Origin of the sequence: Actinomadura craniellae, assembly GCF_003289645.1 — a bacterium.
Classification (GTDB): Bacteria; Actinomycetota; Actinomycetes; order Streptosporangiales; family Streptosporangiaceae; genus Actinomadura_D; species Actinomadura_D craniellae.
Window position 1 is genome coordinate 76,648 of sequence record NZ_QLYX01000009.1, and the last position, 25,789, is coordinate 102,436.

Below are 25,789 nucleotides of genomic sequence, written 5' to 3' on the forward strand. Positions count from 1 at the left end.
CTGTGGTGAGCCCGTCCGAAGGGGTGCGGGCCGGTGACGACCTCATGAACGGAGGGGAGCCTTGAGTTTCAGGACTCCCGGATTCGGAAGCCGCCTCGGCTCGGGCCGGTCCCGGCTGCTCGTCCCGGTGCTGGCCGTGCTCGCGATCATCGTGGTGCTGTTCCTGGTGTTCACCGCGGTCTATACCGACCTGCTGTGGTTCCGGTCGGTGGACTCCTCGTCGGTGTACACCACCCGGTTGCGCACCGAGATCCTGCTCTTCGTGGGGTCGGGCCTGCTGATGGCGCTGGTGGTCGGCGCCAACATGATGATCGCCTACCGGTTGCGCCCCGCCTACCGGCCGCTGTCGGTCGAGCAGCAGGGCCTGGAGCGCTACCGGGCCGCGGTCGACCCGCACCGCCGGCTGATCGGCATCGCCGTGGTGGGGGTGCTGGCGCTGCTCACCGGCTCGTCGATCTCGGGGCAGTGGCAGATCTGGCTGGCCTTCATGAACCGCACCCCGTTCGGGGTACGTGACCCGCAGTTCGGCAAGGACGTCTCGTTCTTCGTCTTCACCTATCCGTTCCTGCGGCTGCTGCTCGGGTTCCTGTTCGCGATGCTGGTCCTGTCGATCCTCGTCGCGCTGGTGGTGCACTACCTGTACGGGGGGCTCCGCCTGCAGGGGCCCGGCGACAAGGCCAGCCCGCCGGCCCGCGCGCACCTGTCGGTGCTGGTCGGCACGTTCGTCCTGCTCAAGGCGGTGGCGTACTGGTTCGACCGGTGGGGGCTGGCGCACTCCGACCGCGGGGTGGTGGGCGGGCCGTCCTATACCGACGTCAACGCGGTGCTGCCGGCCAAGACGATCCTGGCGGTCATCGCCGTGATCTGCGCGGCGCTGTTCTTCGTCAACATCGTGCGCCGCGGCATGATGCTCCCCGGCGTCGGGCTGGGCCTGCTGGTGCTGTCGGCGATCCTGGTCGGCGGCGTCTACCCGCTGCTCATCCAGCAGTTCCAGGTGCGGCCGAACGAGGCGGCCAAGGAGGCGCCCTACATCCAGCGCAACATCCAGGCCACCCGCGCCGCGTACGGGGTCAACGGGGCCCAGGTCACCGAGAACTACACCGCCAAGACCACGCCGAACTCCGGTGAGCTGGGCCGGGAGGCCCAGACCATCTCCGGGGTGCGGCTGCTGGACCCGGCGCTGGTGTCACGGACCTACCAGCAGCTCCAGCAGATCCGCAGCTTCTACCAGTTCCCCGACCAGCTCGACATCGACCGCTACCCGGTCGACGGGCAGGGTTTCCGCGACACCGTGGTGGCCGTCCGCGAGATCACCGGGCCGCCCGCGCAGCAGAACAACTGGATCAACCAGCACACCGTCTACACGCACGGGTACGGCTTCGTGGCCGCACCGGGCAACAAGATCGACCCCAACGGCCTGCCCGACTTCGTGGCCAAGGACATGCCGCCCACCGGCCCGCTGGTGCAGCAGACGGGGCTGAAGGAACCGCGCATCTACTTCGGCGAGAACTCCCCGCGCTACTCGGTGGTCGGCGCGCCCCCGGGGTCCGCGCCCAAGGAGCTCGACTACCCCGAGAGCGGCGGCACCGGGCAGAAGAACACCACCTACACCGGCAACGGCGGGGTGTCGGTCGGCTCGTTCTTCAACCGGATGCTGTACGCGGTGAAGTTCCAGGAGAAGAACCTGTTGCTGTCGGGCTCGGTGAACGGCCAATCGAAGATCCTCTATGACCGGACGCCCCGGGAGCGGGTGCAGAAGGTCGCCCCCTGGCTGACCATCGACGGCGACCCGTACCCCGCGATCGTCGGCGGCCGGATCACCTGGATCCTCGACGGTTACACCACCACCGACGGCTACCCGTACTCCGAGCGGATCAGCCTGGCCGACGCGACCAGCGACACCAGCACCGAGACCCGCACCTCGGTGGTGCGCCCGTCCCGGGACCGGGTCAACTACATGCGCAACTCGGTGAAGGCGACCGTCGACGCCTACGACGGCACGGTCCGGCTGTACGCCTGGGACGAGAAGGACCCGGTGCTGCGGACCTGGATGAAGGCGTTCCCGGGCGTGGTCAAGCCCTACAAGGACATCGGCTCCAACCTGATGCAGCACCTGCGCTACCCGCAGGACCTGTTCAAGGTGCAGCGCGGCATCCTGGCCAAGTACCACGTGACCCAGGCCGACGCGTTCTACGGCGGCCAGGACTTCTGGAACGTCCCGGACGACCCGACCCAGCCGGCCAAGGGGCGGGTCAAGCAGCCGCCGTACTACCTGTCGCTGAAGATGCCCGGCGACCCGAACCCGGCGTTCTCGCTGACCACGGCGTTCGTGCCGCGGGCCCGGCCCAACATGGCCGCGTTCATGTCGGTGGACGCGACGCCCGGATCGACCTACGGGAAGATCCGCATATTGCAGTTGCCGGGCAACACCGGGGTGCAGGGGCCCGGGCAGGCGCAGAACACCATCAACGCCGACCCGAAGGTCTCCAGCGCGCTGAACCTGCTGCGCCAGGGCGGCGCGTCCCAGGTGCTCAACGGCAACCTGCTGACCCTGCCGTTCGGTGGCGGGCTGCTGTACGTCCAGCCCGTCTACGTGCAGGCCCAGCAGACCGCCGGGCAGGAGCCGTACCCGATCCTGCAACGGGTCGTGGTGATGTTCGGCAACAAGGTCGGCTTCGGCGGCACCCTGGACGAAGCCCTCAAGCAGATCTTCCCCGACGACGGGGCGGCTCCGCCGGGCGACGACGGCGGCGATGACGGCGGCGACGGCGGCGACGCCGGTACCGGTGAGCTGAGCGCCGAGGCCCAGCGGGCGCTGGCCGACGCGCAGAAGGCCTACGCGGACGGGCAGGCGGCGCTGCGCACCCAGGACTGGGCGGCGTACGGCGAGGCGCAGCAGCGGCTCAAGGCCGCGCTGGACCGGCTGGCCGCCATCCGGCCGCCCGCTCCGGCGGCGTCGCCGAGCCCGACACCGACACCGACACCGACCGCGTCGCCTCCCTCGTGACCCCGCTCCGGGCGGCGCCGCACCGCGGCGCCGCCCGGGCCGGTGGGAAACGATTTGCGCAAGGGGCGGCGGCTCCATAAAGTAAAGGCACACGACGCGGGGTGGAGCAGTTCGGTAGCTCGCTGGGCTCATAACCCAGAGGTCGCAGGTTCAAATCCTGCCCCCGCTACCAGTTCGAAGGGCCGGTTCCCGATCTCGGGAACCGGCCCTTCGCATTCGCCGGTCCCGATTCCGGACCGATACGCGCGACAAAGCGGAACGTTTCGGAAGGTTCGGCCAGGTCCCCAGCAGCCGCCGGTGATCCGCAGTGCCCCGAACGGCCTGGTGCTCCGGGCGCCGGCCCGGCACGCCGCGGTCAGGTGCGACGCGCCCATGTGAAGATCATCGCGCTGGTGTCGGCGGGCCGTGCCTGCCCGGGCGGCGCCCATCCCGCGGTCGTCCAGGGCTGCATCCAGCGGGTGCGCGTTGCCGCGGTCCGCTGATGGGGAATTCGGTTTGCGCAAGCAGACCCCGCCCCATAAGGTTGAGCCACACGACGCGGGGTGGAGCAGTTCGGTAGCTCGCTGGGCTCATAACCCAGAGGTCGCAGGTTCAAATCCTGCCCCCGCTACCAGGCGAAAGGCCCGGAACCATCACGGTTCCGGGCCTTTCGGTGTTCGGGTCGGCGTTCAGGGACCCGACAGGGCCGGGGCCGCGGCCAGCAGGTCACGGGCGAGCCGCTCGTCGCCGTCGACCAGCGCGCCGACCTCGCCCGGATCGCGCCGGCCGCCCAGCAGGAAGCAGAACTCGAGCACGTCGAGTTCGATCGCGGTCATGAGCTCCGACCCGCTGTCCGCGCCGAGCGGGACGAGCCAGTCGCCGCCGCCGGGGCCGGTGAGCACGACCCGGGCCATGCCGTCCGGGCGGTCGAGTTCGGCCAGCGAGAGCGCCGTCGGCAGCATCGTCACCCCGAGGTCGGCCATCGGGTGCAGGTGTTCCGGCAGCGGGGCGGGCAGCGTCCGGCCCGCGGCCACGGCGATGTCGGCGGTGTGGATCCAGGTCTCGAAGGCGCGCGACAGGATCGTGGCGCCGACCGGCAGCGGCCATTCCAGCTCGACCAACTGGTCCCGCGCGTCCGCGCCGAGCCGCGAGCACAGGGCGGTCGCCTGGTCGCGCCAGGCCGCTCTGGTCCGCTCGGGCGGGAGGCCGCGGTGCCGGGCGAGCATGGCCGCCGTCCGCGCCGGCACGTCGTCGCCGTCCCCGGGGGCGGAGTCAGCGCCCAGCCGGGCGGCCAGCAGCCCGTCCGTGGCGGCGAGATGGGCCACCAGATCCTGGACGCTCCAGCCGTACTCGGCGACGGCGGTACGCGCCCAGTCCGGCCCGGCCAACTCGCCCAGCAGGGAGTCCAGCACCGACACCTGCGCCGCGTAGGGGGCGGCGTACCCGGGGACGGCCGGAGCCGGCGGCCGGCGGGTCAGCGCCCGGTCCAGCATTCGGGCGCGCAGCCCCACGGGCGGCCCGCCCCGCCCGGAGAGCAGGTCGTCCGCGGCGCCCAGCAGCAACGACTCGTCCGCGCAGACCCGGCAGCGGGTGAGGTGGTCGATGACGGCCGCGGACTCCTCCGCCGAGCACGCCCCCAGCACCCAGACGCCCAGCAGGGCGGAGACGGTCTCGTGCTCGGCGTTCATGGGCTGAGTCCTTCCTCGGCCAGGGCGTCGGCCATCCGCCGGAGCGCGATGCGGATGCGCGACTTGGCCGTGCCCTCCGCCAGGCCGAGGTCCTCGGCCGCCTGGCGGTAGCTGCGGCCCTTGAAGTAGGCGAGCTCGACGACCTCGCGCAACGCCGCCGGGAGCGCCTCGACGGCGCTCTGCACCCGGCCGCCGACCTCGGCCGCGGCCACCTCCTCCGCGATGTCCGGATCGGGTGGCGGGGCCTCGACCGCCTGCAACGCGCGGCGCCGCCGCTCCTCGGCACGCACGTACTCGACGGCCCGGCGGTGCGCCAGCAGGCCCAGCCACGAGCGCATGGTGCCCTTGCCCGGGTCGAAGGCCAGCGGCCGCTCCCAGATGAAGGTGAAGACCTCCTGGGTCACGTCCTCGGCGGCCTCGCGGTTGCGGGTCACCCGGAGCGCGACCCCGTACACCAGCCGGCCGAAGAGGTCGTAGAGCTCGCCGAGCACCCGCTCGTCGCCCGCGGCGAGCCGGCCGAGCCACAGTTCGTCCTCAGCCGGTTCATCAGGTGGCACCGGTGACCAGCCTCCCGCGCGTCCGCAGGCCCAACGAGCCCGCGGCCGAATCCGGGGCGCATGGTACGGGTCGAGCATGACGTATCACGCGCCCCTCGGCCAGAGGTTTCATCATCCCTTGTTCGTTCGCCCGGCGGCGCGCTGCGGATGACGGAAAGGCAAGATTTTTCGCGCTGATTTTTTCCGCCCGGTCCACGCAGGCATTGAGCTGCCGAAAGGCCGCCGCCCGCGGTCGGAGAAGAAAATTCGCGTCATCCGGAGGGCGTCCGGCGGCGAATGGCTGGCAGATGCAACGGAAGCCCGCATGGACCGCGGGCGGAAGGGACCGACCATGCCGACACGCCTGACGCGCCGGTCGAAGACGGCCGGGCTGCTCGCCACGGGGGCGGCGCTGCTCGCGGCCGGCGCGGTGAGCCTGGCACCACTCCAGGCCACCGCCTCCAGCCACCGGGAGGCACCTCTCATCTCCGGACAGCCCCAGTACGACAACACCGACGTCTACGCGTTCGTGAGTCCGGACCGGCCGGACACGACCACCCTGGTCGCGAACTTCCTGCCGTTCCAGGAGCCGGCCGGGGGGCCGAACTTCTACAAGTTCGCGCAGGACGGCCGCTACGAAATCAACGTCGACAATGACGGCGACTCGCTGCCGGAGTTCACCTACCGGTGGACCTTTCAGGACCGCTACCGGAACAAGAACACCTTCCTCTACAACACCGGGCCGGTGCAGAGCCTGGACGACCCCGACCTGAACTTCCGGCAGACCTACGACCTCACCCTGATCCAGCGGCGGGCCGGGGCCGTGACGGGCACCCGCACCCTGATCTCCGGCGCCCCCGTGGCGCCCTCGCACGTCGGTGACGCCTCGATGCCGGACTACCGCAAGCTGCGGCAGCAGGCCGTCACCCAGCTGCCCGGCGGGGGCGGGACCGTGTTCGCCGGCCAGGCCGACGACCCGTTCTTCCTGGACCTGCGCGTCTTCGACCTGCTGTACGGGGGGAACCTCAAGGAGGTCGGCAACGACACCCTGCGCGGCTACAACGTGCAGACCCTGGCGATCCAGGTCCCGACGGCGTCGCTGGCCAAGCCGGGCCAGCCGATCATCGGGGTGTACTCGGCGGTCAAGCGGCACAACGCGGTCGGCGAGGCGGTCCAGGTCTCGCGGCTGGGCATGCCGCTGGTCAACGAGGTCGTCATCCCGATCCGGGACAAGGACCGGTTCAACGCCTCGGTGCCCTGGCACGACGCCCAGTTCGGCAAGTACGTCACCGACCCGGAGCTGCCCAAGCTGCTCCAGGCGATCTACAAGCTGCCGGCCCCGGCCACCCCGCGCAACGACCTGGTGCAGGTCTTCCTGACCGGGGTGCCCAAGCTCAACCAGCCGCCCGGGGTCCGGCCGGCCGAGCAGATGCGCCTCAACACCTCGATCCCGCCCACCGCGGCCCCCAAGCGGCTGGGCGTGCTGGACGGCGACAACGCCGGCTACCCCAACGGCCGCCGGCTCACCGACGACGTCGTCGACATCTCGTTGCAGGTGGTGGCGGGGGAACTGGTCGGCAAGAAGAACGACCTCGGCGACTCGGTCAACGCCAACGACCAGAAGTTCGGCACGAACTTCCCCTACGTGGCGCTGCCGACCTCCGGCTCGGCCGTCCGCAGCACCGCGGGCGGCGTCTTCGGTCCCCGCTCGGCGAACTCGCCGGTCGAGGACGAGGGCCTGCCGATCGTGCCGCTCGCGGTGCTGGCAGCGGGCGCCGCGTTCCTGTCCGGCGGTCTCTGGGCGTGGGCCCGCAGCCGCAGGACCGGCTGAACCGACCGGTGACCCGGCCCGGCCGCGCTCACCCGCGGCCGGGCCCGCCTACCGAGACGAGGTGCACACCATGCCGTTCCCAGTGCGCAAGGCGACCACCGCGCTCGCGGTGGTGGCGATGGTCGCCGGGCTCACCGCGTTCTCCACGGTCGCGTTCGGCCGGGGGTTCGAGGACCCGCCGCCCGCCCCGGTCCCCGCCGCGGCCCTGGACCGGATCTCCGGCGCCGACCTGGGCCGGACCATCGGCCGGCTGCAGGAACGCCTGCGCGCGCGGCCCGACGACGCCGACTCCTGGTCGACGCTGGGCCTGGCCCACGTGGAGCAGGCCCGGCTGACCGCGGACCCGTCCCACTACCCGCGGGCCGAGAACGCGCTGCGCCGCGCGCTGCGGCTGCGGCCCGCCGGCGACGAGCAGGTACGGACCGGGCTGGCCGCGCTGGCCGCCGCCCGGCACGACTTCCCCGCCGCGCTCCGCGAGGCGGACCTGGCGCTGGCCGTCAACCCCTACGGGACGCGGGCGCACGCCGTCCGCGTGGACGCGCTGGTGGAACTGGGCCGGTACGACGAGGCGTGGGCCGCGGTGCGCCGCGCCGACTCCCTCCGTCCCGGCATCCCGATCTTCACCCGGTACGCCCACGTCCTGGAACTGCGCGGCGACCCCGGCCGGGCCCGCCAGGTACTGGAACGGGCCGCCGAATCCGCCACGGACCGCACGGACGTCGCCTACGTGGCCGCCCAGCTCGGCGACCTCGCCTGGAGCCGGGGCGACCTCGCGGCGGCGGGCCGGCACCACGCCGCCGCGCTGCGCGCCGACCCGTCCTCCCTGGCGGCCCTCGACGGCCGGGCCAGGGTGCGCGCGGCCCGCGGCGACGCCGCCGGCGCGCTGGCCGACCGGACGGCGCTCGCCGGCCGGGCACCGCTGCCCGGGTACGTGGCGGCCCTCGGCGAACTGCACGAGGCGCAGGGCCGCCCCGACCGGGCCCGGGAGCAGTACGCGGTGATGGACGCCTGGCAGGCGCTCGCCCGCACCAACGGTGTCGGCACCGACCTGGAGACCGCGCTGCTGGGCGCCGACCACGGCGCGAAGGCCGCCGCGTTGCAGGCCGCCCGGGCCGAGTGGTCGCGGCGCCGCAGCATCCACGTGGCCGACGCGCTGGCCTGGGCCCTGCACGTCAACGGGCGGGACCGCGAAGCGCTGCCCTACGCCCGGCAGGCCGCCCGGACGGGTTTCCGCGACGCCCGGTTCCTCTACCACCGGGGCATGATCGAGCGCTCCCTCGGCCGCACCGCCGACGCCCGGCGCAGCCTGACCGCCGCCCTCCGGCTCAACCCGCACTTCTCCCCGCTGGACGCGCCCAAGGCCCGGGCGGCACTGAAGGAGCTGTCGTGACTTTCCGGAGCCCGCGATCCCGAGCAGCCCGGACGGTGCCGGTCCGGCCCGCCTGGACGGTGCCGTTCCGGCGGCCGGCTCCGGCCATGCCGTTCCCGGGGGCCGTCCGGACGGTGCCGTTCCGGAGGCAGGCCCCGGCTACGCCGCTCCCGAGGGCCGTCCGGAGGCCCGGCCGGGCGGCGATGTTCCGGCGGGGGACGGGGGCTGTGCCGTTCCACGGCGCTGGGCCGGCGACGAGACGGCGGTTCACCCCGAGGGCGCTGGGCCGGCGGGTCTTCCGGGTGAAACCGTGCCGGCGGGCCGTCGAGGCGGTGTTCCGGCGGACGGGGGAGTCATTGCGGGGCATCCCGGCCACGGTGTTCCGGCGGGCCGTCCGGGCGTGCGTGGTGCTGGCCGTGCTGGCCTGCTGCGTCGTGGGGTTGCTGGCCGTTCCGGCGTCCGCCGCGCCCGTTGCGGCGCACCCGCTCGGGGACTTCTCGGTCAACCGCTACGACGGCTTGGTGGTGGCGCCCCGGGAGGTGCGCGTCGACCACGTCCAGGACCTCGCCGAGATCCCCACGGCGCAGGTCCGGGCCGGGCTGGACGCCGCCGGGCCGGGGCCCTGGGCGGCGCGGCGGTGCGCCGAGGCGGTCCGCGCCATGGAGGTGACGATCGACGGCCGGCGCGGTGCGCCGCGGGTGCTGACGGCGCGGGCCGAGCGGCGGCCAGGCCGGGCGAACCTGCCCACGCTGCGGGTGGAGTGCGCGATCGCGGTGTCCGGGACGGGTTCCTCGATCGTCTTCCGTGACGCGGGGCTCGTCGGCGCGGCCGGCTGGCGGGAGATCACCGCCCGCGCCGACCGGATGACGCTGACGGCCGCGGACGTCCCGGCGGCCTCCCGCAGCCGGCGCCTCTCCGGGTACCCGGAGGACCCGCTGTCCTCGCCGCCGGACCAGCGGCAGGCGTCCCTGCGGGTGCGGGCGGGCGGCCCTCCGCTGGCCGCCGACCCGGCGGTGCCCGGTGCGGGGACCGTGCTGCCGCGCGGCGCCGACGGGCCCACCCGGGCGTTCGTCGACCTGGTGTCCCGGCAGGATCTGACGCTGCCCTTCGCCGTGCTGGCCCTGCTCGTGGCGGTGGCGCTGGGCGCACTCCACGCGGTGGCGCCCGGACACGGCAAGCTGATGATGGTGGCGTACGCCGGAGGAGGCGACTCCCGGTCCGGCCGGGTCCGCCGGGAGATCTTCGTCCTGGGGACGACCGTCACCCTCACCCACACCGCGGGGGTACTGGCCCTCGGCCTACTGATCATGTCCGGCACGCTGCTGGCCCCGGCGAAGGTCTACCCGTGGCTGAGCGTCGCGAGCGGTGTCCTGGTCGCCCTGGCGGGAACGGTGCTGCTCCGCCGCGCCGTACGCAACACCCGCACCACCGGCGGCCACGGGCATGGCCACGGGCATGGCCACGGGCACGGGCACGGGCACGGCGACGGTCACGGGCATGGGCATGGCCACGGGCACGGCCACGGCCACGGCTACGGGCATGGGCATGGCCACGGCCACTGGCACGGGCATCGGCATGCGGGGAGGGAGGGGGCTCCCCGCCGGGGTGGGGCGGCGCTCATGGGGTTCGCGGGAGGGATGGTGCCCAATCCCTCAGCAGTGCTGGTGCTGGTCGGGGCGGCCGCGATCGGCCGGGCCTGGTTCGGGGTGGTCCTCGTGCTCGCCTACGGGGTGGGGATGGCGCTGACCCTGACGCTGGTCGGGTTGCTGGCGCTCGGCTCCGGGCGGGCCCTGTCCGGGTGGCTCCGCGCCGCCGCCCGGCCAGGGCATCGCGTCCAGTCGCTCGCCGCGCGTTCCCGGGCCGTCCTCCCGCTGGGTACCGCGACGGCCGTCGCGCTGGTCGGCCTCGGCCTCGTCCTCCGCAGCCTGCCCGCGGCCATCGCCTGAACGGTGAGTTCCCGCTCCGCGCACGTCCCGCCCGCGGCCGGTCCACCGCACGGGCGCGGCGGCGCCAGAGCGGGTTCCGCCCGGACCGGCCGCCCTTCTTTCGCGTTATCTCTCGCCTCGGGCCCCGGGGCGTGGTTGTCTCGATCATCGCGAGAGGAGAGGGTCATGGCGGAACACTCCACCGACGCGCAACTGGCGGCCCTGGACCGGCTGGTCGGCACCTGGCGGATCACCGGCGGCTCGGAGGGCACGGTCACCTACCGCTGGATGGAGGGCGGCTTCTTCCTCATTCAGGAGATCGACCTGGGGGAGAAGGACGGGGAGCGGACCAAGGGCATCGAGATGATCGGGCGGTTGCGTCCCTACGGAGCCGAGGAGCCGAGCGAGCACATCGTCTCCCGCTACTACAGCGGCATGGGCGAGACCCTCGACTACGTCTACGAAATGGACGGCGACACCCTCACCATCTGGGCGGTGGAGAAGGGATCGCCCGCCTACTACCGCGGCACGTTCAGCGCGGACGGGAACACCCTCTCCGGAAGGTGGACCTACCCGGGCGGCGGAGGCTACGAGTCGATCGCCACCCGGATCGGCTGATCAGGGCGCACGCCCCTCCGCCGGATCGAGGGGCGGGTCAGGCCAGAGTCACACGGAACACCGGGTAGCCGGGGGCGATCTCCAGCAGCCGCTCGTCGGGGCTGGTGTGGTCGACGCCGTCGAAGAACGCGCCCACCTCGAACTTCCACTTCTTCAGGTAGGCGGGCTTCTCGGCGTCGGGCAGTTCGGTCACGGTGAAGGACTCCACCCGGCGGCCGATCCGCAGCTCCCCACCCCCGGCCACGCGGATGTTGCGCACCCACTGGGTGTGACCGCGCGGGGCGACCAGGTAGCGCTCGCCCTCCAGGGTCAGCGGGTTGACCGGGGTGCTGCGCCACTTCCCGCTCGTGCGGCCACGGACGTACAGCACGCGCGACCCCCACAGGCTCACTCCCCGCAGGGTCAGCCAGGCGACCAGCCCGTTGGACATCCGGCCGAGCCAGCCGAACCTGCCGGGCTGGATGTGACGGGTCTCCACGCTCATACCCCTCCTCCAAACCGAGAGCGGTGCTCTCGTTGCAGAGCAGTAGACATTATCGGTGAAGAAAAAGCAAGAGCACTGCTCTCTAGCGTGTGCAGTGGTCGCTCATGTGACCGCCTCGTGGTCGGAGCCGCCCGCAACCGGAGCCGCCCGCAGCCGGAGTTGCGCGCAGCCGGAGTTGCGCGTGGTTGGAGTCGTTCGGGCCAAGTCGGTGGTCGGGGTACGCGGTCCCGCTGGCGCGGCCCCGCCCAGGCGGGGCCGCGCTCGGTGGTGGGTCAGACCTGGGCGGCGCCGCCGTCCACGAACAGTTCCGATCCGGTGGTGTAGGAGCTCTGGTCCGAGGCGAGGAAGACGGCCGCGGCGGCGACCTCGTCGGGTCGCCCCTTCCGGCCGAGTGGGATCGGGGAGCCTTTTCGCATCCGCCGCTCGTCCTGAGCGGCGTCGCCCAGGAAGATGTCGGCGCCGGGGGTCCCGACGGGCCCAGGGCTGATGGCGTTGACCCGGATGCCGCGGCCGGCCAGTTCGGCGGCCAGGGAGCGGACGAGGTTGCGGTCGGCGGCCTTGGTGGCGCTGTAGACGCTCATCCCTTCGCCGCCGCGGGTGGCGACGATGGAGGAGAGCAACATCACCGAGGCGCCGTCGCGCAGCAGCGACAACGCCTTCTGGACGGTGAAGAGCGCGCCCTTGACGTTGACGTCGAACGTCCGGTCGTACTGCTCCTCGGTGATGTCCTCCAGCCGGGCGTACTCGGCGACGCCCGCGTTGGCCACCACGATGTCCAGCCGGCCGCTGCGCTCTCCGATCACCGCGAAGAGCCGGTCGAGATCGTCGAGTCGCGACACGTCGCTCTGCACGCCGACGGCCCGTTCCCCCAGGCTTTCCACGGCCGCGTCCAGCTCGGTCTTGCGCCGGCCGGTGATGTAGACGGTGGCGCCCTCGTCGGTGAAACGCCGGGCGATGCCCAGGCCGATCCCGGTCGAGCCGCCGGTCACCAGGGCCACCTTGCCCTCGAACTGCCCCATTGCCGTCCCCTTCTTGAAGTAACTGTTGTTGTTACATTTATGGCCGTTGTGAAGGCCGGACGCCGATGCCCGGACGACCCCGCTAGCGGGCGGCCAGGATGCCCCGCAGCACGCCGGTGAGCGTGGTGCGGGCCAGTTCGGCGCGCAGGGCGTCCTCGACTCCGTCGTAGACGCCCTGCATCACCGGCCGGATACCGAAGCCCACCGGGCACCGCTGGTTCGGCTCGGCCCGGTGCATGGCGAACAGCGGGCCGGGCGTCACGGCTTCGTAGACGTCCAGCAGGGTGACGGACTCCGGTGCGCGCGCCAGGGTCCACCCCGCACCCGCCCCGCGCCGGGACTCGACGATCCCCGCCCGGCGCAGGTCCCCGAGCAGCCGCCGGATGACCACGGGATTGGTGTTCACGCTGTCCGCGATCCGCTCCGACGTGGAGACCTCGCCGCCCCGGCTCTCGTTGAGCCACATCCACGCCAGGACGTGGGCCGCGATGGTCATTCTGCTGTTGGCGCTCATTCCCCACCTCCCCAACAGTCGCAACAGTATGTGTTACGACCGAACCCGGCAAATCGGGCGCAGTGTGTGCCGTCCGGTGCGCTGTGCGCCACACCTGGGGTCCGCCACACAAGAAAATGAGAGCGATGCTCTCTAGTTTGTGCGCCGATCTCATCTTTGCCATGCTGGCGCCATGGGAGCCATCCGGACGGCACGAGAGCGGGCCCGCGCCGAGCTGACGCAGGAGATCAAGAACGCGGCCCGCCGCCAGCTCGGCGAGGTCGGCGCGCAACAGCTGTCCCTGCGGGCGGTCGCCCGCGAGCTGGGCATGGCCTCCTCGGCGCTCTACCGCTACTTCCCCAACCGCGACGAGCTGCTGACCGCCCTGATCATCGACGCCTACGAAGCGCTGGGCGACGCGGCCGAAGCCGCCGACGCGACCCCGCCCCCCGGCGACCTGCGCGCCCGCTGGTGCACGATCCACCACGCCGTCCGCGACTGGGCCCGGGCGCACCCGCACGAGTACGCCCTGATCTACGGTTCCCCGGTCCCCGGTTACGCCGCCCCCCAGACCACCATCGCCCCCGCCGGCCGGGTCCCGCTGCTCCTGCTCCGCCTCGCCCACCGGGCACACACCGAGGGCGCCCTGCACCCCGCGTTCGACGGCCCGCCCCTCCCGCCGACCCTGGCCGGGCAGGCCGCCGCCGTCGCGGACCTCATGGACGTGCCCCTCCCCGAACCCGACCTGACCCGCGTCATGGTCGCCTGGATCCAACTGTTCGGAACGATCAGCTTCGAACTGTTCGGCCAGCTCACCGGCGGCGCCGACCCCGCCGACGCCTTCTTCCACCACACCACCGACCAGATGGCCGACCTCGTCGGCCTACCCCACTGACCCACGAACTCGGAACCGCCATGAAGGCCTTGGTCCGTCCTGACATCCTGGTCACGTGATGGACGGTGTCTTTCCACCAGCCGGTGCGCTGCTGCTGGACCTGGCCGGATTCCTCGCCCGGGCCGACGAGCTGTGGGACTCGCTGGGGGAGCGGGTCGTCAAGCTCGAACGCCGGCAGTCCTACCAGGAGCCGGGAAACCCCAGTTACGAGGCCCTGGTCGCGGGGGACTGGGACCGCGCGGTCGAGCTTGCGGCCCACACCCACGACGACGACAAGGCCACCTACGACGAACTGCGGGACAAGGGCGTCCACTTCCTGCGGCTGCGGGTGGTGGAGCCGCCGACGAGCGAGTACGTGCGATGGGAGTTCGAGCACTACCGGGTGACGGCCCGCCTCGGCGAGGACATCCGGGTGGTCGAACAGGCCGACATCGCCGACCTCGACCGGAGCACCGGCCTGTCGGACTTCCTGCTGTTCGACGAGACCGCCGTGCTGATCCACGACTACGGAACCGACGGGATCCTGTGCGGGGGCTGGCTGTCCTGTGACCCGGCACTGATCGGCCGGGTCGCCGCCCTCGTGGACTCGATCATCGAGGTCGCGGAACCGTTCGAGGACTACCTGGCCCGGGTGCCCCGGGAGTGAAGGCGATGACGGTTCAGGCCGGCGTGGCGGGCCTGCACGTGTCCGGTTGCTCGCCGCGCCACGCCCGTTCCGCCGCGTCCGTCTCCTCTGCCGGGACGGGCCCGTTCCGGCGTTCGAAGTCCTCGACGATTTCCTGTGCCTTCAGCAGTGCCAGATAGCGTTCGGCCGCGGTGTCGACGAAAGAGGAGAAGCCCCGAGCCCCGACACGGGCCTCGATCTCCGCCACGATGCTCCGCCGCAAAGTCACCGACTTCCGCACGGTCGAGTCCGCGGAGCCGGCGGGCCCGCGGTGGTGACCATGTGCCATGGCGCGTGTCCTTCCTTGTGGGAGCCGCGGGCGGGCTGAGCCCGTTCCGTGGCCGCTTGATACGTTGGTGGGGAGCCCGATCGCGCTCTCGGACGAGGGGTGCCGTACCCGACCTGCGACAAGACGGCACTGGCGGAGGCTTCTCATGTCCTGGATCCTGCTCGTGCTGTCCGGTGTCCTGGAGGCGGTGTGGGCCACGGCCCTCGGTCGCTCGCAGGGTTTCACGAAGCCGGTGGCCACGGTCGTGTTCGCGGTGGCCCTCGTGGTGAGCATGGCCGGCCTGGCGTACGCGATGCGCGAACTGCCGGTCGGTACCTCGTACGTGGTGTGGGTGGGCATCGGGGCGGTGCTCACGGCGGCCTACGGGATGCTCACCGGTGCCGAGCCCGCCTCGGTGCTGAAGGTCCTCTTCCTCGCCGGCATCGTCGGCTGCATCATCGGCCTGAAGGCCACCACGCACTGACCGGGCGCGGAGCACGACACCGGTAGCAGCCGAGGGCCTGTCCCGCGAAGTGGCGAGGTGCGGCACCCGCCATGGTCCGTGGGGCAGGCCCTGGGCCGGCCGCGTCAGGGCAGGTCGAGGCGGCCGGTACGGATGCGGGCGGTGAAGGCGCGCCACTCGGCGGCGTCGAAGGCCAGCTTGGGGCCATCGGGGTCCTTGCTGTCCCGGACGGCTACGCCGCAGCACTCGCACGGGCCGACCTCGACGCAGGAGCCATTGCTCGTGCTACGACTCGCCTTACGCCAGGCACCGACTTCGACGCAGGCGTTTCCGCTGCCGCTGTAGCTGCTTTTATGCCAAGCGCCGACTTCGACGCACTCTCCGTTATTGGCGCTGCGGCTGGCTTTGTGCCACATGACCGCAGAGACGTCCATCGCAGCCACTTCGGCCTCCTGGGCTCACGTCAACTCTCGAACTAGCCGGGTGATCAGGGCACGCGACTCGTGGGGCAGGCTCTGGGCCGGCCGCGTCAGGGTAGGTCGAGGCGGCCGGTACGGACGTGGGCGGTGAAGGCGTGCCACTCGGCGGCGTCGAAGGTCAGCTTGGGGCCATCGGGGTCCTTGCTGTCCCGGACGGCTACGCCGCAGCACTCGCACGGGCCGACTTCGACGCAAGCTTCCGTGCCCTGGCCGCTACGGCTGCTCTTGTTCCAGACGCCGACTTCGACGCAAGCGCCATTGTTCGTGCTACGTGTCGCCTTGCGCCACACGATGTTCGGCAAGTCCATCGCGGACACCATCGTCTCCTCCAGGGTCATCCCATTTCACCGGCTATCCGGTTGATCAGCGAGCGTGACTCGTCAGGGCTGAGTGCCCTGGCGATGAGCTGGTCAAATAGCTGAGAGTAATCGTCGATTTCGGATGAATCTTCCAAGTATATGCTTCCCTGTCGATATTGAAGGTACACAACATCAGGATCGCGGCGATCGGGGAAGCTCAGGATGTCGAAGGCTCCATCCATGGACGGGTGGGCGCCGACAGAGAACGGCAGTATCTGAATGGTGGCGCTCCGGCTGCGTGAGATTTCGGCCAAGTGCTGGAGTTGCTCCCTCATCACGCTCCTGCCGCCTACCTCGTACCGCAGCGAGGCCTCGCTCTGGATGATCCATAGTTTGGGTCGATCGGAGTTCGTCAGGATCTCCTGGCGTTTCATTCTCACTTCGATCCGCCGCTCACCCTCATCCGGGGAAACGCTCTCGTCGGCCAGCAGGATCGAGCGGGCGTACGCCTCGGTCTGGAACAGGCCGAAGACGGCTTCGGACTGGTAGCTGCGGATCTCCGCGACCTCCTCTTCGAGGCCGATGTAGACCTCGAACCAGGGTGGGACGGTGTCGGTGTACTTGCGCCACCAGCCGCGCTGGCGGCTCTGGCGGGCGAGGGTGACGAGGACTTCGGTGCGCTCGTCGTCCAGGCCGTAGAACTTGCAGAGCGCCATGATGTCGGCGACCTTCGGTGCGTGGGTCGCCGCCTCGATGCGGCTGACCGTGGCGGGGGCGATGTCAGCGAACCTCGCCGCGTCCTCGCGGCTCTTGCCCGACTCCTTGCGAAGTTTGCGCATCTCCGCCGCGAGCCGGCGCCTGCGCACGGTGGGGCTGGTCCGTCTTGTCATGGTTGCTTCCTCCACGGGTGAGATGGGCTTTGTCTGAGCGAAGAGTTTTTGAGCCTTCTCACTTCAAGCGCTTTACAGATTGTTGGCGCTCAATCACACTCGGAGTGTAGCGATGCCGGACGCAGCGTGTTCGTGGATTCGTGGACGAACCGGACGCTGCGCCCTGCCCCCGAACCGTGACCCAGGGACTCGGCGATGACCATGCAGCAACCGCGGCAAGACCCCCACGCCCTTCGTTTCGGCCATCTGACCAGGCTGTGCTTCGCGCTCGGTGTGCGCGGCCGTACCTCGATGCTCGTCCATCCCGCAGCCGGGGAATCCGTGCTGTGGGTGCCGTTGCTCTACCCGCCGGCCGTCCGGATCGGGGTCGGGGCGGTCGAGTCCGGTGGCCGGTGGCTGTACGCCTGGGGGCCGGGCGGGCAGTGGAGCGTCGCCGACGAACCCGACCACGCCGCCGGGCGGATCATCGCGACGGCCGAGGCCGTCGGCCGGCCTCCCGCCGGTCAGGGTCCGTCGCCCGTCCCGCCGCGGGCGCGTGCCGGGGGCCGGGTCGCCGCTCCGCGGGGCAGGGGGCGGCGGGCGTGAGCGGCATCCACCACCTGGGTGCCGCGATCCTGCCCGCAGCACCCGAACAGGCCGCGACCGCCCGCCGCCTGCTGGCGGCCTGGCTGGGCCCCGGATGCCCGGTCAGGGACGACGCAGTCCTGCTGCTGTCGGAGGCGTTCACCAACGCGGTCCGGCACAGCACCGGAGACAAGGTCGAGGTCCGCGCTCGTCGCGACGGGCACACCGTCCGGGTGGAGGTCATCGACGGCGGCGGCCCCACCGTCCCCCACCGGGTGGACGTCCCCTGCTCCGAGGGCGGCCGGGGGATCCCGATCATCGAAGCGCTCGCCCACCGGCACGGCTGGGAGCGCGTCGCGCAGGGTCTCAAGGTCTGGTTCGAGCTCTCCTGACGTGAGCCCAGGTGGTGCGAACCCGACGGATCGCCGGGGCGAGGAGAGCCGCCGGTAGCCAGGGAAGGCGGATCATCGGTCCTAGACTGGGGCGATGCCGGGACGGGCGTCGCCTCCATCGCCGACCGGTGGGACGGCGAGGTGGCCGGGAGGGCCGACGAGAGGAGCAGTGGCGCCATGGCAGCGCGTTCGGCGCGACCGGTCCCGTTCGTGAAGCGAATCCGCATCAAGAACTACAGGTCGATCGCGGAGTGCGACGTCTCCTTGGGGCCGTTGACCGTCCTGCTCGGCTTCAACGCCTCCGGCAAGTCGAACTTCCTCGACGCTCTGCGTTTCGTCGCCGACGCGCTGACGACCACACCGGAACAGGCGATCGACGGCCGGGGCGGCCTGGACAGCCTGCTGTGCGCGGTCCCCGAACGGGCCGACTCCTTCGAGATCCGGCTTGAACTCGTCCTGGACGATGGGCCTGAAGGCGATGGGTTCGAGGCCGACTACGGATTCGAGATCCGCAGGGACCACACCGGTGAGCTACCGTTCGTGATCTCCTGGGAGAGACTCGATGTCGAGTGGCCGGAGGGGCCGGTCGGCTTCACCGTGGAATCGGGGTTGCTCGTCCAGGTTCCGGGGCCCGGCGATCCCGTACCCGTCACCCGGCAGGGGGGGCAACTTCACCTGCCGGTCCTCGCCGCCACCCAACGACCTTTCGCGCATGCGGCGGCTTCGCTGCGCCGTATGTGCTTCTACGACTTCGACCCTGCGATGCTGTGCGCACTGGACGACACGGGAACCCGGCACGGACGGATGCGGCCGCTCGGCCCGGCGGGCGAGTACCTGGGGCGGGTGCTCGGAGAGCTCGAACTCGACGAGCCGCCGGTGAAGGAGCGCCTCGACGGATACCTGTCGGCGCTCGTCCCCGGCGCGCTCGGCGTGGACGAGCGGAGAGAGGGACGGTATTCGACCGTCCAGGCCCGGTTCCAGGTCGGTGACACGGACGAGACGGAAGTGTTTCTCCGGGAGTCGCTCTCCGAGGGGACCGTACGTGCCGCCGGGGTGCTGGCCGCGCTGTTCCAGTACCCCGTGTTCCACGGCAGGGTCCCGCTGGTCGGGATTGAGGAGCCCGAGACGGCGTTGCATCCGGCGACGGTCGGCGGTCTGTACGAGGCGCTGCACGACGCCTCGTCGCGCACCCAGGTGATCGTGACGAGTCAGAGCTCCGACCTGCTGGACAACGAGTACGCGGACCCGTCCCACATCCGGGTCGTGGAGAACGTCGACGGGCTGACCCGGGTCGGCGAGATCGACCAGGGCGGGCGGGCGGTACTCGACAAGGGGCTGATGACGCTAGCCGAGCTGCACCGCAGCGGGCAGATGCGGCCGGAGGCCGGCTGAGCATGCGACCCCTCACGATCGGCACGATCGTCGAAGGCCAGGGCGAGGTCCAGGCGTTGCCCGTCGTGCTGCGCCGGATCGCCGCCCGATGCGTTCCGGAAACGTGGTTGGATCTGCCCCGGCCGTACCGGGCGGGCCGGGGCTCGCTGCTCAAGGCCGGGGGTATCGAGGCGGCGGTGACGGTCGTCGCCGAGGCGAACCGGGTCGACGGTGTCCTGGTGGTGATCGACGCGGACGACGACTGCCCGGCGACTCTGGGCCCCGGCCTGCTGCGGCGCGCGCAGGAGTGCCGGCCGGACAAGCAACACGCGGTCGTCCTGGCCAACCGCGAGTTCGAGGCGTGGTTCCTGGCCGCGGCGCCCTCGCTCGGTGGCGTGCGAGGGCTGGCCGAACATCTCGACCTGCCCGCCGAACCGGAACGGCCCAGGGACTGCAAGGGCTGGCTGACCTCGCGGCGGACGGACGGGCAGTCGTACAAGCCGACCGCCGACCAGGCCGCGCTCGCCGACCGGTTCGATCTCGACATGGCCAGGGCGCATTCCCCGTCCTTCGACAAGTTCTACCGGGACGTGGAACGGCTGCTGACCAAGAGCGGCTGACTTGACCGTCCTCGCGGTTACGCGCGGAAAGCCCGCGCCCGCCCAGGAACGGGCCGATCGCGCGACCCGGAGCTCACGCGACGGATGACCAGCGCCACGGGCGGGACTTGTCGAGGTCTAAGGCCTGTCTCGAAGTGAGGCCGACAGCCCCTGGCGGTACCACCGACGCCCGCCTCCGGCCCCTAGCTCGCGTGATCGTTGAGGATGGGTGGGGCTGGGGCCCCACCCATCCTCAACGATCACCGGCGCAGGCGCTGGTGGCGGGCGGCCGGGTCCTGCGCGAGCGCGCCAGGGCCATCGGCGCTCGGCCCGCTTCGGAACACGCCTTGGTGCGGTGTTCGGCAACGTCACCGGCCCTACCGCCCGCCCTGGAACGTGATCCTGGAAGATTCAGGGGCGAAACGGGGCTGGAGGGACGGGCGATGGTTCTGTGGCGGGCTCAGCCCGCGAGTTCGGCCGGCAGGTCGGCGCGGTGCAGGACGGTGAGGGTGGAGACTGCCCGGGTGAGCGCCACGTACAGCCGGGCCAGGCCGGCGGTCTCGGCGCCCGCGATGGCGGCGGGCTCCACGACGATCACGTGGTCGTACTCCAGGCCCTTGGCCTGGGAGACGGGGACGAGGAGGAGCCGGTGCCCGGCGTCCGCGCCGAGCACCGCGTGGTCCAGCCCGGCCGCCGCCAGCGCCGCCGCGTGCGCGGGGACGGTGTCGTCGGCGACGATGAGGCCGGTGGTGCCTTCCTTGGCCAGGGCCTCGCGCGCCGCCGCGACGGTCGCCGCCGCCGGGTCCGGCACCCGCCGGACGGTGAGCGCGTCCCGGCCGAGGCGGAAGGAGCGCGGCGCCGCGAGGCCGGGGGCGATGGCCGGCAGCAGGCGGGCGGCGTAGTCCAGCACCGGGCCGGGGACGCGGAAGCCGAGGGCCAGCTCGGTGACCTGGCCGTCCTTGTCCAGGTGGCGGAGCACGTCCGCCCAGGAACGCGCCGCCCACGGGGTGGTGCCCTGGGCCAGGTCGCCCAGGACGGTCGCCGAACCGGTCGCGCAGCGGCGGCCGAGCGCGCGCAGTTGCATCGCCGACAGGTCCTGCGCCTCGTCCACCACCAGGTGGCCCAGCGAGGGGGTGCGTTCGATCAGGTCGGCGAGCTCGTCCAGCAGCGCCCGGTCGGCGGCCGTCCACTTCGCCGACCGGTGCGAGCGGTACGGCTTGGCCCAGCGCAGCGTCTCCTGCTCGGCGTCGTCCAGGACGCCCCTGGCCGCGGCGGCCAGCAGGTCGGTGTCGGACAGCAGCCGGAACAGCACCTGCTCGGGGGTGAGCTTCGGCCATACCTGGTCGATGGCCTGCTTGACGGGGCGGGAGCGGGCGACGGCGTCCTGGACCCGGTCGTCGGGCGCCTCGCCCCGCCGCTCCATCAGGACGAGGATCCGGTGCGCCAGCCGCTGCGCCAGCACGGCGCGACCGCTGCCGTAGCGGGTGCTGCCGCGCAACTCCGCCACCAGTTCGCGCACCTCGTGGTCGGCGAGCCGGTAGCGGGCCGCGCCGCGGGGGACGAGCAGCCCCTCCTCGGGTTTGCGCACGTGCAGCCAGAGCGCCTTGCGCAGGACGCCGGCCATCCGGGCGTCGCCCTTGAGCGCGGCGACCTCGGCGGGTTCCGGCGCGGTCGCGGCGCCGAGCAGGTCGTCGACGGTGGCCTGCTCGACGCGCATCTCGCCGAGTGCGGGCAGCACCGCCGAGATGTAGGACAGGAACGCCCGGCTGGGGCCGACGATCAGGACCCCGGAGCGGGCCAGCCGCTCCCGGTGGGTGAACAGCAGGTAGGCGGCCCGGTGCAGGCCGACGGCGGTCTTCCCGGTGCCCGGCGCCCCCTGGACGCACAGCGTCCGGTCGAGATCGGCGCGGACGATCACGTCCTGCTCGGGCTGGATGGTCGCCACGATGTCCCGCATCGGCCCGGTGCGCGGGCGCTCGATCTCCGCGGTCAGGATCGCCGAGACGGCGTCCGCCGCGGAACCGTCCAGCGGCTCGTCCTCGAAGGCGGTCAGCCGGCCGCCCTGGAATCCGAACCGGCGGCGCTGCCGCCAGCCCATCGGGTCGGCCGGTCCCGCCTGGTAGAACGCCCGCGCCACCGGTGCCCGCCAGTCCAGCACCAGCGGGCGCCCCACCTCGCCGTCGTGGACGTGCCGCCGGCCGACGTACATGGTCGGGGGCAGCTCGTCGCCGCCGGCGGAGTCCATCCGGCCGAAGAACAGCGGGGTGTCGGGGTGGTCGGCCAGCGCCTCGATCCGGCGGTCGAGCGCGGCCTCCAGCAGGTCCCGCGACACCGCGTCGGCGGCCATGTCGGCGGACAGCCCCCGGGCGTGCTCCCGCATCCGCCGCAGCGCGGCCCGCGACACGGCCAGGTGCGCCTGCTCGGCGGCCAGGACGGTGCCCTCCGCGGCCTCCTCGACGTCCGGCGGTACGGCGGACATGCGAACGACACCTCCCGGCGACGAAGACACAAAGGGATCGACTTTACCGGACTCAGGTGCTGTTTTCAGGTACACGAGGAGTGCCCCAGGCGGGAGTCGAACCCGCTGCCTGCCGTTTTAGAGACGGCCGCCCTGCCGTCGGGCCCCTGGGGCGCGGGGCGGGCGGTGGAGACCGCCCGCCCCTCATGGTGCCGGATGCGCGCTCAGGCGGCGTCCGGGTCGCCGATCCGTTCCCGGAGTTGCGGGTTCGCGACCCGGGCCCGGGCGGTGCGGTGTTCCGCCGCGGTCAGGGAGCGGCCGAGGCCGTCCAGTGTCCGCAGCACGAACCGTTGCGCGGCGACCCGGCGGTTCAGCGCGTCGAGGGCGGCGGCCTGCCGCCACACCTTGCGCTGCAACCAGCGGGTGGCCGCGGGCAGGTCGCCGGTGAGCTGGGCGCGCAGGGCGTCCCGCTCGGCGCGCAGCTCGACGAGCTCGGACCGCAGCGCGGTCACGTCGGTGGGGGATGTCATGTGTCACCTCCTCTCCTCGCGAGGGCGAGCGGGAGGTGGGAGACCAGCCGGTGCGCGGCCGGTTCCAGTGCGGCGGCCGTCAGCGCGCCGCCGAGGTCCGGTTCGTGGAACCCGGCGGTGCGGAGGCCGGCCGCGGCCGCGTCGTCGCGCAGCCACCCGAGGGAGAGCTCGTCGGGGACGGCCAGCACGACCACGGTGTTCGAGGCGGCATGCCAGTCACGGAGCAGGCCGGGGTGCGCGACGGCGAACTCGAGCGCCGCGTGCAACGCCTGGCAGACCTGGTCGCCGGGCGGCAGATCGGCGCGGACGACCACGTAGAACCGGGGGACGGAACCCTAGCGGTACGGCATGGGCGCCACCCTAATCACGGCCGGACGCGCATCGCCAGCCATTTTCCGCCCGGCACCAGGGACAATGTCGGCCATGTTCGGGAAGAGGCCCGCGTGGTACCGGCCGTGGATGGGATACGCGGCATGGGCCGCCGCGCTGGCCGGCGGCTCCCTGGCCTGGTTCCTGCTGCTCGGCGTGATCGGCCTGGCCACCCTGCTGGCCTGCGGCGAGGGCTGCCGCACCGGTGGGAACCTGGCCTGGCTGGGGGCGGTGGCGAGCTGGCTGGCCGGCTCCCTCGCGATGGCCGCCCTGGTGGCCGTCGGCCTGCTCGCCGGTCGCCGCGACTCGTCCGCCCGGCGCGCCCGGTTCCGCACCGCGACGATCGTCCTCGCGGCCACGGTGCTGCTCGGCCTCGCCTCCCTGGTGCTCCTGCCGGCGGGAAACGCCACGCACCGGTGATCCTTCAGCTTTCGAGGCGGTAGAGCGCACTGGATGCTGAAGGATCATCGTGCAAGCGCTTTTGGCCGGTGGTCCTTCAGGATTCGGGGTGCCACAGCGCCCCGGAAGCCGAAGGATCACGGGTGGGATGTCCAGGGGAGTCCCGGTGAGCGGGACGTATCAGAGGGGGATTATTCGGGTCCCCTTGCCCCCTTTTCTGTGACCCAGGTCATTGCTACATTCCGGTACAGGAATTCATTTCAGTTTTCCGCAGGAGGGCACCATGGCCGCTCTCAGCCCCTCGCCCGAGGCCCCGGCCCGCAGGGAACCGCCGCCGTCGATGGTCGAGCGGATGACGCTGATCATGGATTCGTTTACCGGCCGGTACACCCGGCTCACCCTGGAGGACGTCGCCCGCCGCACCCACCTGCCCCGCTCGACCGCGCACCGGATCCTCGACCAGCTCGTCCGGCTCCGCTGGCTGGAGCACACCTCGCTGGGGTACAGCCTGGGCCGGCGCGCCCTCGACCTCGGCGGGGGCGACGGCAGCCACGGGGAGGTCCGCGAGGCCGCCGCGCCGCTGCTGCACGAGCTGCAGCTGAAGACCGGGATGGTCGTGCACCTTGCGGTCCTCGACGGCGCCAAGGTCTTCTACCTGGACAAGGTCGGCGGGCGGTTCGCCGCGTCCGTCCCGTCCCGGGTCGGCGGGCGCGCCCCGGCGCACTGCACCGCGCTGGGCAAGGCGATCATGGCCTGGCTGGAGCCGGAGTACGTCGACACCCTGCTCGCCGGGGACATCAGCCGGATGACCGACCGCACCATCGGCGAGCTGGGCACGATGCACCAGGAGCTGCACCGGATCCGGCAGCGCCACGGGCTGGCCTTCGAGCGGGAGGAATGCTTCCCCGGCATCTCCTGCGTCGCCGCGGCGATCCGCGGCCCGGAGGGGCCGGTGGCCGCCATCTCCCTGGTCGGCGACGCCCGGACACCGCTGGAGAAGGTCGCCCCGCTGGTGGTGGGCGCCGCCCGCCAGACCTCCCTGGCCCTCTTCCCGGACCTGGCGGGCCCCCGCAGATCCCGCTGGACGACGACCGCCCCGGACCGCACCTGGTCCCCGGAGACGATGAACCGGCTGGTCGAGACCGCCCGCAGCGGCGAGTGGCTGTAGGGCTCAGCCCCTGGCGGTCGCCGCTGCTCCGCCGGACCTGGCTGGGCGACGGTGGCTCAGGGCCGGACCTGGTCTCCGGAGACGATGAACCGGCTGGTCGAGACCGCCCGCAGCGGCGAGTGGCTGTAGGGCCCGGTCCCGGCGGTCGCCGTTGGGACCACCGGACTTGGCCGGCTTCGCTCCCGGGCCTGGCGGGCCCGGTCGGGCGACGGCAGCTCAGGGCCGGACCTGGTCTCCGGAGACGATGAACCGGCTGGTCGAGACCGCGCGTAGCGGGGAGTGGCTGTAGGGCTCAGCCCCAGCGGTCGCCGTTGCCCCACAGCGGTACCGCCGGTTCGGGGTGTTCGACGCCGAACCGCCCCCGGAAGAAGATCAGCGGGCGGCCCTCGGCGGGCGTCTCCACCTCCAGGACGCGGCCGATCACCACGTCGTGGTCGCCCGCCGCGTGCACGGCGTGGACCTCGCAGTGCACCCGCAGGAGCACGTCCCGCAGGGCCGGCGCGCCCCACCGCGACAGGTCCCACTCCAGCCCGTCGAACTTCCTGCCCTCCCGGGATCCGAACCGCCCGCAGACCTCGCTCTGCTCCTCGCCCAGTACGTTCACGCAGAACCGCCCGGACCGGCGGATCCGCGGCCAGGTCCGGCCGTGGTGGCCGGCGCAGAACAGGATCAGCGGGGGCTCCAGCGACACCGAGGCGAAGGACTGGCAGGCGAAGCCCACCGGCTCGCCGGAATCGACGCCGGTGACCACGGTGACGCCGCTGGCGAACGCGCCCATCGCCCCCCGCAGCTCCGTCGGGGTGGGCGGCGGCACGTCCGTCGACACGGCGGGCTCGGCTGTCATGGAGTCCCCTCGGCTGGCGTCCGATCTGGCGTGCGGTGCGGGACGACGGTAAGCCGATGCGCACGACGCTCGGTCGAGGTGATCCCGTTGAGCGGAAGGCGCCGTCCCCGCGGACCCCGGCATCCCGCTGATCGGGAATCGCCGGGACCGCCGCGGACGCCCCTGGCTACCTTCGCCGCAGGCCGAAT

At 72.2% G+C, this 25,789-nt stretch carries 28 protein-coding genes, 2 tRNA genes and 1 riboswitch; of the genes, 17 read left to right on the forward strand and 13 right to left on the reverse strand.

Going from position 1 to position 25,789, the window contains the following annotated elements; translation table 11 throughout:
• Positions 1 to 61: 61 nt before the first annotated feature.
• The 4 genes from DPM19_RS19830 (at position 62) to DPM19_RS19840 (ending at position 3,620) form a co-directional block, all read left to right on the forward strand.
• Positions 62 to 3,007: a UPF0182 family membrane protein gene (locus DPM19_RS19830; protein WP_111869453.1), complete on the forward strand. Its 2,946-nt coding sequence runs from the start codon at positions 62 to 64 to the stop codon at positions 3,005 to 3,007.
• Between the two features lie 95 nt (positions 3,008 to 3,102).
• Positions 3,103 to 3,179: transfer RNA gene (locus tag DPM19_RS19835), tRNA-Met, on the forward strand.
• 187 nt (positions 3,180 to 3,366) lie between these two features.
• A complete protein-coding gene (locus DPM19_RS36800; protein ID WP_267900904.1) occupies positions 3,367 to 3,489 on the forward strand; it encodes a hypothetical protein in 123 nt (40 codons plus the stop codon).
• A gap of 54 nt (positions 3,490 to 3,543) precedes the next feature.
• Positions 3,544 to 3,620 (forward strand) — tRNA-Met (locus tag DPM19_RS19840).
• Positions 3,621 to 3,675: 55 nt separating this feature from the next.
• Here DPM19_RS19840 and DPM19_RS19845 read toward each other — a convergent pair.
• Together DPM19_RS19845 and DPM19_RS19850 are read right to left on the reverse strand one after the other, a co-directional pair.
• The gene (locus tag DPM19_RS19845; protein ID WP_111869454.1) at positions 3,676 to 4,674 is read right to left on the reverse strand and encodes a maleylpyruvate isomerase family mycothiol-dependent enzyme; all 999 of its coding nucleotides are present in this window, start codon (positions 4,672 to 4,674) and stop codon (positions 3,676 to 3,678) included.
• The gene (locus DPM19_RS19850; protein WP_199485182.1) at positions 4,671 to 5,231 is read right to left on the reverse strand and encodes a sigma-70 family RNA polymerase sigma factor; all 561 of its coding nucleotides are present in this window, start codon (positions 5,229 to 5,231) and stop codon (positions 4,671 to 4,673) included. The genes DPM19_RS19845 and DPM19_RS19850 overlap by 4 nt, the downstream gene beginning before the upstream one ends.
• 331 nt (positions 5,232 to 5,562) lie before the next feature.
• On the opposite strand from DPM19_RS19850, the gene DPM19_RS19855 reads away from it, so the two are divergent.
• The 4 genes from DPM19_RS19855 to DPM19_RS19870 all read left to right on the forward strand — a co-directional run bounded on the left by DPM19_RS19855 (position 5,563) and on the right by DPM19_RS19870 (position 10,953).
• Positions 5,563 to 7,041 carry a DUF4331 domain-containing protein gene (locus DPM19_RS19855; protein WP_111869651.1) on the forward strand — a complete coding sequence of 493 codons (1,479 nt, stop codon included), beginning with the start codon at positions 5,563 to 5,565 and terminating at the stop codon, positions 7,039 to 7,041.
• Between the two features lie 70 nt (positions 7,042 to 7,111).
• Entirely contained in the window at positions 7,112 to 8,431 is a 1,320-nt protein-coding gene (locus DPM19_RS19860) for a tetratricopeptide repeat protein (RefSeq protein ID WP_111869456.1), read from the forward strand.
• Positions 8,432 to 8,712: 281 nt separating this feature from the next.
• A complete protein-coding gene (locus tag DPM19_RS19865; RefSeq protein WP_199485183.1) occupies positions 8,713 to 10,356 on the forward strand; it encodes a High-affinity nickel-transporter in 1,644 nt (547 codons plus the stop codon).
• 165 nt (positions 10,357 to 10,521) lie between these two features.
• Complete coding sequence (locus DPM19_RS19870; RefSeq protein ID WP_111869458.1) at positions 10,522 to 10,953, forward strand: hypothetical protein; 432 nt, start codon at positions 10,522 to 10,524, stop codon at positions 10,951 to 10,953.
• A gap of 37 nt (positions 10,954 to 10,990) precedes the next feature.
• Here DPM19_RS19870 and DPM19_RS19875 read toward each other — a convergent pair whose 3' ends face one another.
• The 3 genes from DPM19_RS19875 to DPM19_RS19885 all read right to left on the reverse strand — a co-directional run bounded on the left by DPM19_RS19875 (position 10,991) and on the right by DPM19_RS19885 (position 12,970).
• Positions 10,991 to 11,437 (reverse strand): nitroreductase/quinone reductase family protein, encoded by a 447-nt coding sequence (locus tag DPM19_RS19875; protein WP_111869459.1) that lies wholly within the window; start codon positions 11,435 to 11,437, stop codon positions 10,991 to 10,993.
• 272 nt (positions 11,438 to 11,709) lie between these two features.
• On the reverse strand, positions 11,710 to 12,456 hold the full coding sequence (locus DPM19_RS19880; protein WP_111869460.1) for an SDR family NAD(P)-dependent oxidoreductase: 747 nt from the start codon (positions 12,454 to 12,456) through the stop codon (positions 11,710 to 11,712).
• Positions 12,457 to 12,538: 82 nt separating this feature from the next.
• The gene (locus DPM19_RS19885) at positions 12,539 to 12,970 is read right to left on the reverse strand and encodes an Rrf2 family transcriptional regulator (RefSeq protein WP_111869461.1); all 432 of its coding nucleotides are present in this window, start codon (positions 12,968 to 12,970) and stop codon (positions 12,539 to 12,541) included.
• 172 nt (positions 12,971 to 13,142) lie between these two features.
• Here DPM19_RS19885 and DPM19_RS19890 point away from each other — a divergent pair, with 172 nt between their 5' ends.
• Positions 13,143 to 13,844: a TetR/AcrR family transcriptional regulator gene (locus DPM19_RS19890; RefSeq protein ID WP_111869462.1), complete on the forward strand. Its 702-nt coding sequence runs from the start codon at positions 13,143 to 13,145 to the stop codon at positions 13,842 to 13,844.
• 58 nt (positions 13,845 to 13,902) lie between these two features.
• Complete coding sequence (locus DPM19_RS19895) at positions 13,903 to 14,490, forward strand: DUF6879 family protein (RefSeq protein WP_111869463.1); 588 nt, start codon at positions 13,903 to 13,905, stop codon at positions 14,488 to 14,490.
• Positions 14,491 to 14,503: 13 nt separating this feature from the next.
• On the opposite strand, the gene DPM19_RS19900 is transcribed toward DPM19_RS19895, so the two are convergent.
• On the reverse strand, positions 14,504 to 14,716 hold the full coding sequence (locus tag DPM19_RS19900; RefSeq protein ID WP_233510516.1) for a hypothetical protein: 213 nt from the start codon (positions 14,714 to 14,716) through the stop codon (positions 14,504 to 14,506).
• Positions 14,717 to 14,866: 150 nt separating this feature from the next.
• Positions 14,867 to 14,930: riboswitch (guanidine-III (ykkC-III) riboswitch) on the forward strand.
• Positions 14,931 to 14,942: 12 nt separating this feature from the next.
• Here DPM19_RS19900 and DPM19_RS19905 point away from each other — a divergent pair.
• Positions 14,943 to 15,260: a DMT family transporter gene (locus DPM19_RS19905; protein ID WP_111869465.1), complete on the forward strand. Its 318-nt coding sequence runs from the start codon at positions 14,943 to 14,945 to the stop codon at positions 15,258 to 15,260.
• Between the two features lie 104 nt (positions 15,261 to 15,364).
• Here the strand turns inward: DPM19_RS19905 and DPM19_RS19910 are convergent, their stop codons facing one another.
• The 3 genes from DPM19_RS19910 to DPM19_RS19920 all read right to left on the reverse strand — a co-directional run bounded on the left by DPM19_RS19910 (position 15,365) and on the right by DPM19_RS19920 (position 16,907).
• Complete coding sequence (locus tag DPM19_RS19910) at positions 15,365 to 15,673, reverse strand: DUF397 domain-containing protein (protein WP_199485200.1); 309 nt, start codon at positions 15,671 to 15,673, stop codon at positions 15,365 to 15,367.
• Between the two features lie 95 nt (positions 15,674 to 15,768).
• Positions 15,769 to 16,056, reverse strand: coding sequence for a DUF397 domain-containing protein (locus DPM19_RS19915; protein WP_233510517.1), 288 nt, complete (start codon positions 16,054 to 16,056; stop codon positions 15,769 to 15,771).
• A complete protein-coding gene (locus DPM19_RS19920) occupies positions 16,053 to 16,907 on the reverse strand; it encodes a helix-turn-helix domain-containing protein (protein WP_111869467.1) in 855 nt (284 codons plus the stop codon). The genes DPM19_RS19915 and DPM19_RS19920 overlap by 4 nt, the downstream gene beginning before the upstream one ends.
• 195 nt (positions 16,908 to 17,102) lie before the next feature.
• Between DPM19_RS19920 and DPM19_RS19925 the strand changes: the two genes are divergently transcribed.
• From DPM19_RS19925 to DPM19_RS19940, 4 genes are all read left to right on the forward strand, one after another.
• Positions 17,103 to 17,492, forward strand: coding sequence for a hypothetical protein (locus DPM19_RS19925; protein ID WP_111869468.1), 390 nt, complete (start codon positions 17,103 to 17,105; stop codon positions 17,490 to 17,492).
• A complete protein-coding gene (locus tag DPM19_RS19930; RefSeq protein WP_111869469.1) occupies positions 17,489 to 17,863 on the forward strand; it encodes an ATP-binding protein in 375 nt (124 codons plus the stop codon). Before DPM19_RS19925 ends, DPM19_RS19930 begins: the two co-directional genes overlap by 4 nt.
• Positions 17,864 to 18,040: 177 nt before the next feature.
• Positions 18,041 to 19,255, forward strand: a complete 1,215-nt coding sequence (locus DPM19_RS19935; RefSeq protein ID WP_111869470.1) for an AAA family ATPase — start codon at positions 18,041 to 18,043, stop codon at positions 19,253 to 19,255.
• A 2-nt stretch (positions 19,256 to 19,257) separates the two neighbouring features.
• The gene (locus DPM19_RS19940) at positions 19,258 to 19,854 is read left to right on the forward strand and encodes a DUF4276 family protein (RefSeq protein ID WP_199485184.1); all 597 of its coding nucleotides are present in this window, start codon (positions 19,258 to 19,260) and stop codon (positions 19,852 to 19,854) included.
• Between the two features lie 439 nt (positions 19,855 to 20,293).
• On the opposite strand, the gene DPM19_RS19945 is transcribed toward DPM19_RS19940, so the two are convergent.
• The 3 genes from DPM19_RS19945 to DPM19_RS19955 form a co-directional block, all read right to left on the reverse strand.
• Positions 20,294 to 22,312 (reverse strand): HelD family protein, encoded by a 2,019-nt coding sequence (locus tag DPM19_RS19945; protein WP_111869472.1) that lies wholly within the window; start codon positions 22,310 to 22,312, stop codon positions 20,294 to 20,296.
• Positions 22,313 to 22,515: 203 nt separating this feature from the next.
• Positions 22,516 to 22,821, reverse strand: coding sequence for a hypothetical protein (locus DPM19_RS19950; RefSeq protein WP_111869473.1), 306 nt, complete (start codon positions 22,819 to 22,821; stop codon positions 22,516 to 22,518).
• Entirely contained in the window at positions 22,818 to 23,135 is a 318-nt protein-coding gene (locus DPM19_RS19955; protein ID WP_111869474.1) for a peptidyl-tRNA hydrolase, read from the reverse strand. The genes DPM19_RS19950 and DPM19_RS19955 overlap by 4 nt, the downstream gene beginning before the upstream one ends.
• A 109-nt stretch (positions 23,136 to 23,244) precedes the next feature.
• On the opposite strand from DPM19_RS19955, the gene DPM19_RS19960 reads away from it, so the two are divergent.
• Together DPM19_RS19960 and DPM19_RS19965 are read left to right on the forward strand one after the other, a co-directional pair.
• Entirely contained in the window at positions 23,245 to 23,610 is a 366-nt protein-coding gene (locus DPM19_RS19960) for a hypothetical protein (RefSeq protein ID WP_111869475.1), read from the forward strand.
• 262 nt (positions 23,611 to 23,872) lie between these two features.
• Positions 23,873 to 24,757 (forward strand): IclR family transcriptional regulator, encoded by an 885-nt coding sequence (locus DPM19_RS19965; protein ID WP_199485185.1) that lies wholly within the window; start codon positions 23,873 to 23,875, stop codon positions 24,755 to 24,757.
• A gap of 292 nt (positions 24,758 to 25,049) precedes the next feature.
• Here the strand turns inward: DPM19_RS19965 and DPM19_RS19970 are convergent, their stop codons facing one another.
• Entirely contained in the window at positions 25,050 to 25,601 is a 552-nt protein-coding gene (locus tag DPM19_RS19970; RefSeq protein WP_111869476.1) for a flavin reductase family protein, read from the reverse strand.
• Positions 25,602 to 25,789 lie beyond the last annotated feature (188 nt).

Coding starts and splice junctions, on each gene's coding strand:
- DPM19_RS19845 (WP_111869454.1), bottom strand. CDS start 4,674: ATGAACGCCGAGCACGAGACCGTCTCCGCCCTGCTGGGCGTCTGGGTG.
- DPM19_RS19855 (WP_111869651.1), top strand. CDS start 5,563: ATGCCGACACGCCTGACGCGCCGGTCGAAGACGGCCGGGCTGCTCGCC.
- DPM19_RS19860 (WP_111869456.1), top strand. CDS start 7,112: ATGCCGTTCCCAGTGCGCAAGGCGACCACCGCGCTCGCGGTGGTGGCG.
- DPM19_RS19870 (WP_111869458.1), top strand. CDS start 10,522: ATGGCGGAACACTCCACCGACGCGCAACTGGCGGCCCTGGACCGGCTG.
- DPM19_RS19875 (WP_111869459.1), bottom strand. CDS start 11,437: ATGAGCGTGGAGACCCGTCACATCCAGCCCGGCAGGTTCGGCTGGCTC.
- DPM19_RS19880 (WP_111869460.1), bottom strand. CDS start 12,456: ATGGGGCAGTTCGAGGGCAAGGTGGCCCTGGTGACCGGCGGCTCGACC.
- DPM19_RS19885 (WP_111869461.1), bottom strand. CDS start 12,970: ATGAGCGCCAACAGCAGAATGACCATCGCGGCCCACGTCCTGGCGTGG.
- DPM19_RS19890 (WP_111869462.1), top strand. CDS start 13,143: ATGGGAGCCATCCGGACGGCACGAGAGCGGGCCCGCGCCGAGCTGACG.
- DPM19_RS19895 (WP_111869463.1), top strand. CDS start 13,903: ATGGACGGTGTCTTTCCACCAGCCGGTGCGCTGCTGCTGGACCTGGCC.
- DPM19_RS19905 (WP_111869465.1), top strand. CDS start 14,943: ATGTCCTGGATCCTGCTCGTGCTGTCCGGTGTCCTGGAGGCGGTGTGG.
- DPM19_RS19910 (WP_199485200.1), bottom strand. CDS start 15,673: ATGGACGTCTCTGCGGTCATGTGGCACAAAGCCAGCCGCAGCGCCAAT.
- DPM19_RS19915 (WP_233510517.1), bottom strand. CDS start 16,056: ATGACCCTGGAGGAGACGATGGTGTCCGCGATGGACTTGCCGAACATC.
- DPM19_RS19920 (WP_111869467.1), bottom strand. CDS start 16,907: ATGACAAGACGGACCAGCCCCACCGTGCGCAGGCGCCGGCTCGCGGCG.
- DPM19_RS19925 (WP_111869468.1), top strand. CDS start 17,103: ATGACCATGCAGCAACCGCGGCAAGACCCCCACGCCCTTCGTTTCGGC.
- DPM19_RS19935 (WP_111869470.1), top strand. CDS start 18,041: ATGGCAGCGCGTTCGGCGCGACCGGTCCCGTTCGTGAAGCGAATCCGC.
- DPM19_RS19940 (WP_199485184.1), top strand. CDS start 19,258: ATGCGACCCCTCACGATCGGCACGATCGTCGAAGGCCAGGGCGAGGTC.
- DPM19_RS19945 (WP_111869472.1), bottom strand. CDS start 22,312: ATGTCCGCCGTACCGCCGGACGTCGAGGAGGCCGCGGAGGGCACCGTC.
- DPM19_RS19950 (WP_111869473.1), bottom strand. CDS start 22,821: ATGACATCCCCCACCGACGTGACCGCGCTGCGGTCCGAGCTCGTCGAG.
- DPM19_RS19960 (WP_111869475.1), top strand. CDS start 23,245: ATGTTCGGGAAGAGGCCCGCGTGGTACCGGCCGTGGATGGGATACGCG.
- DPM19_RS19965 (WP_199485185.1), top strand. CDS start 23,873: ATGGCCGCTCTCAGCCCCTCGCCCGAGGCCCCGGCCCGCAGGGAACCG.
- DPM19_RS19970 (WP_111869476.1), bottom strand. CDS start 25,601: ATGACAGCCGAGCCCGCCGTGTCGACGGACGTGCCGCCGCCCACCCCG.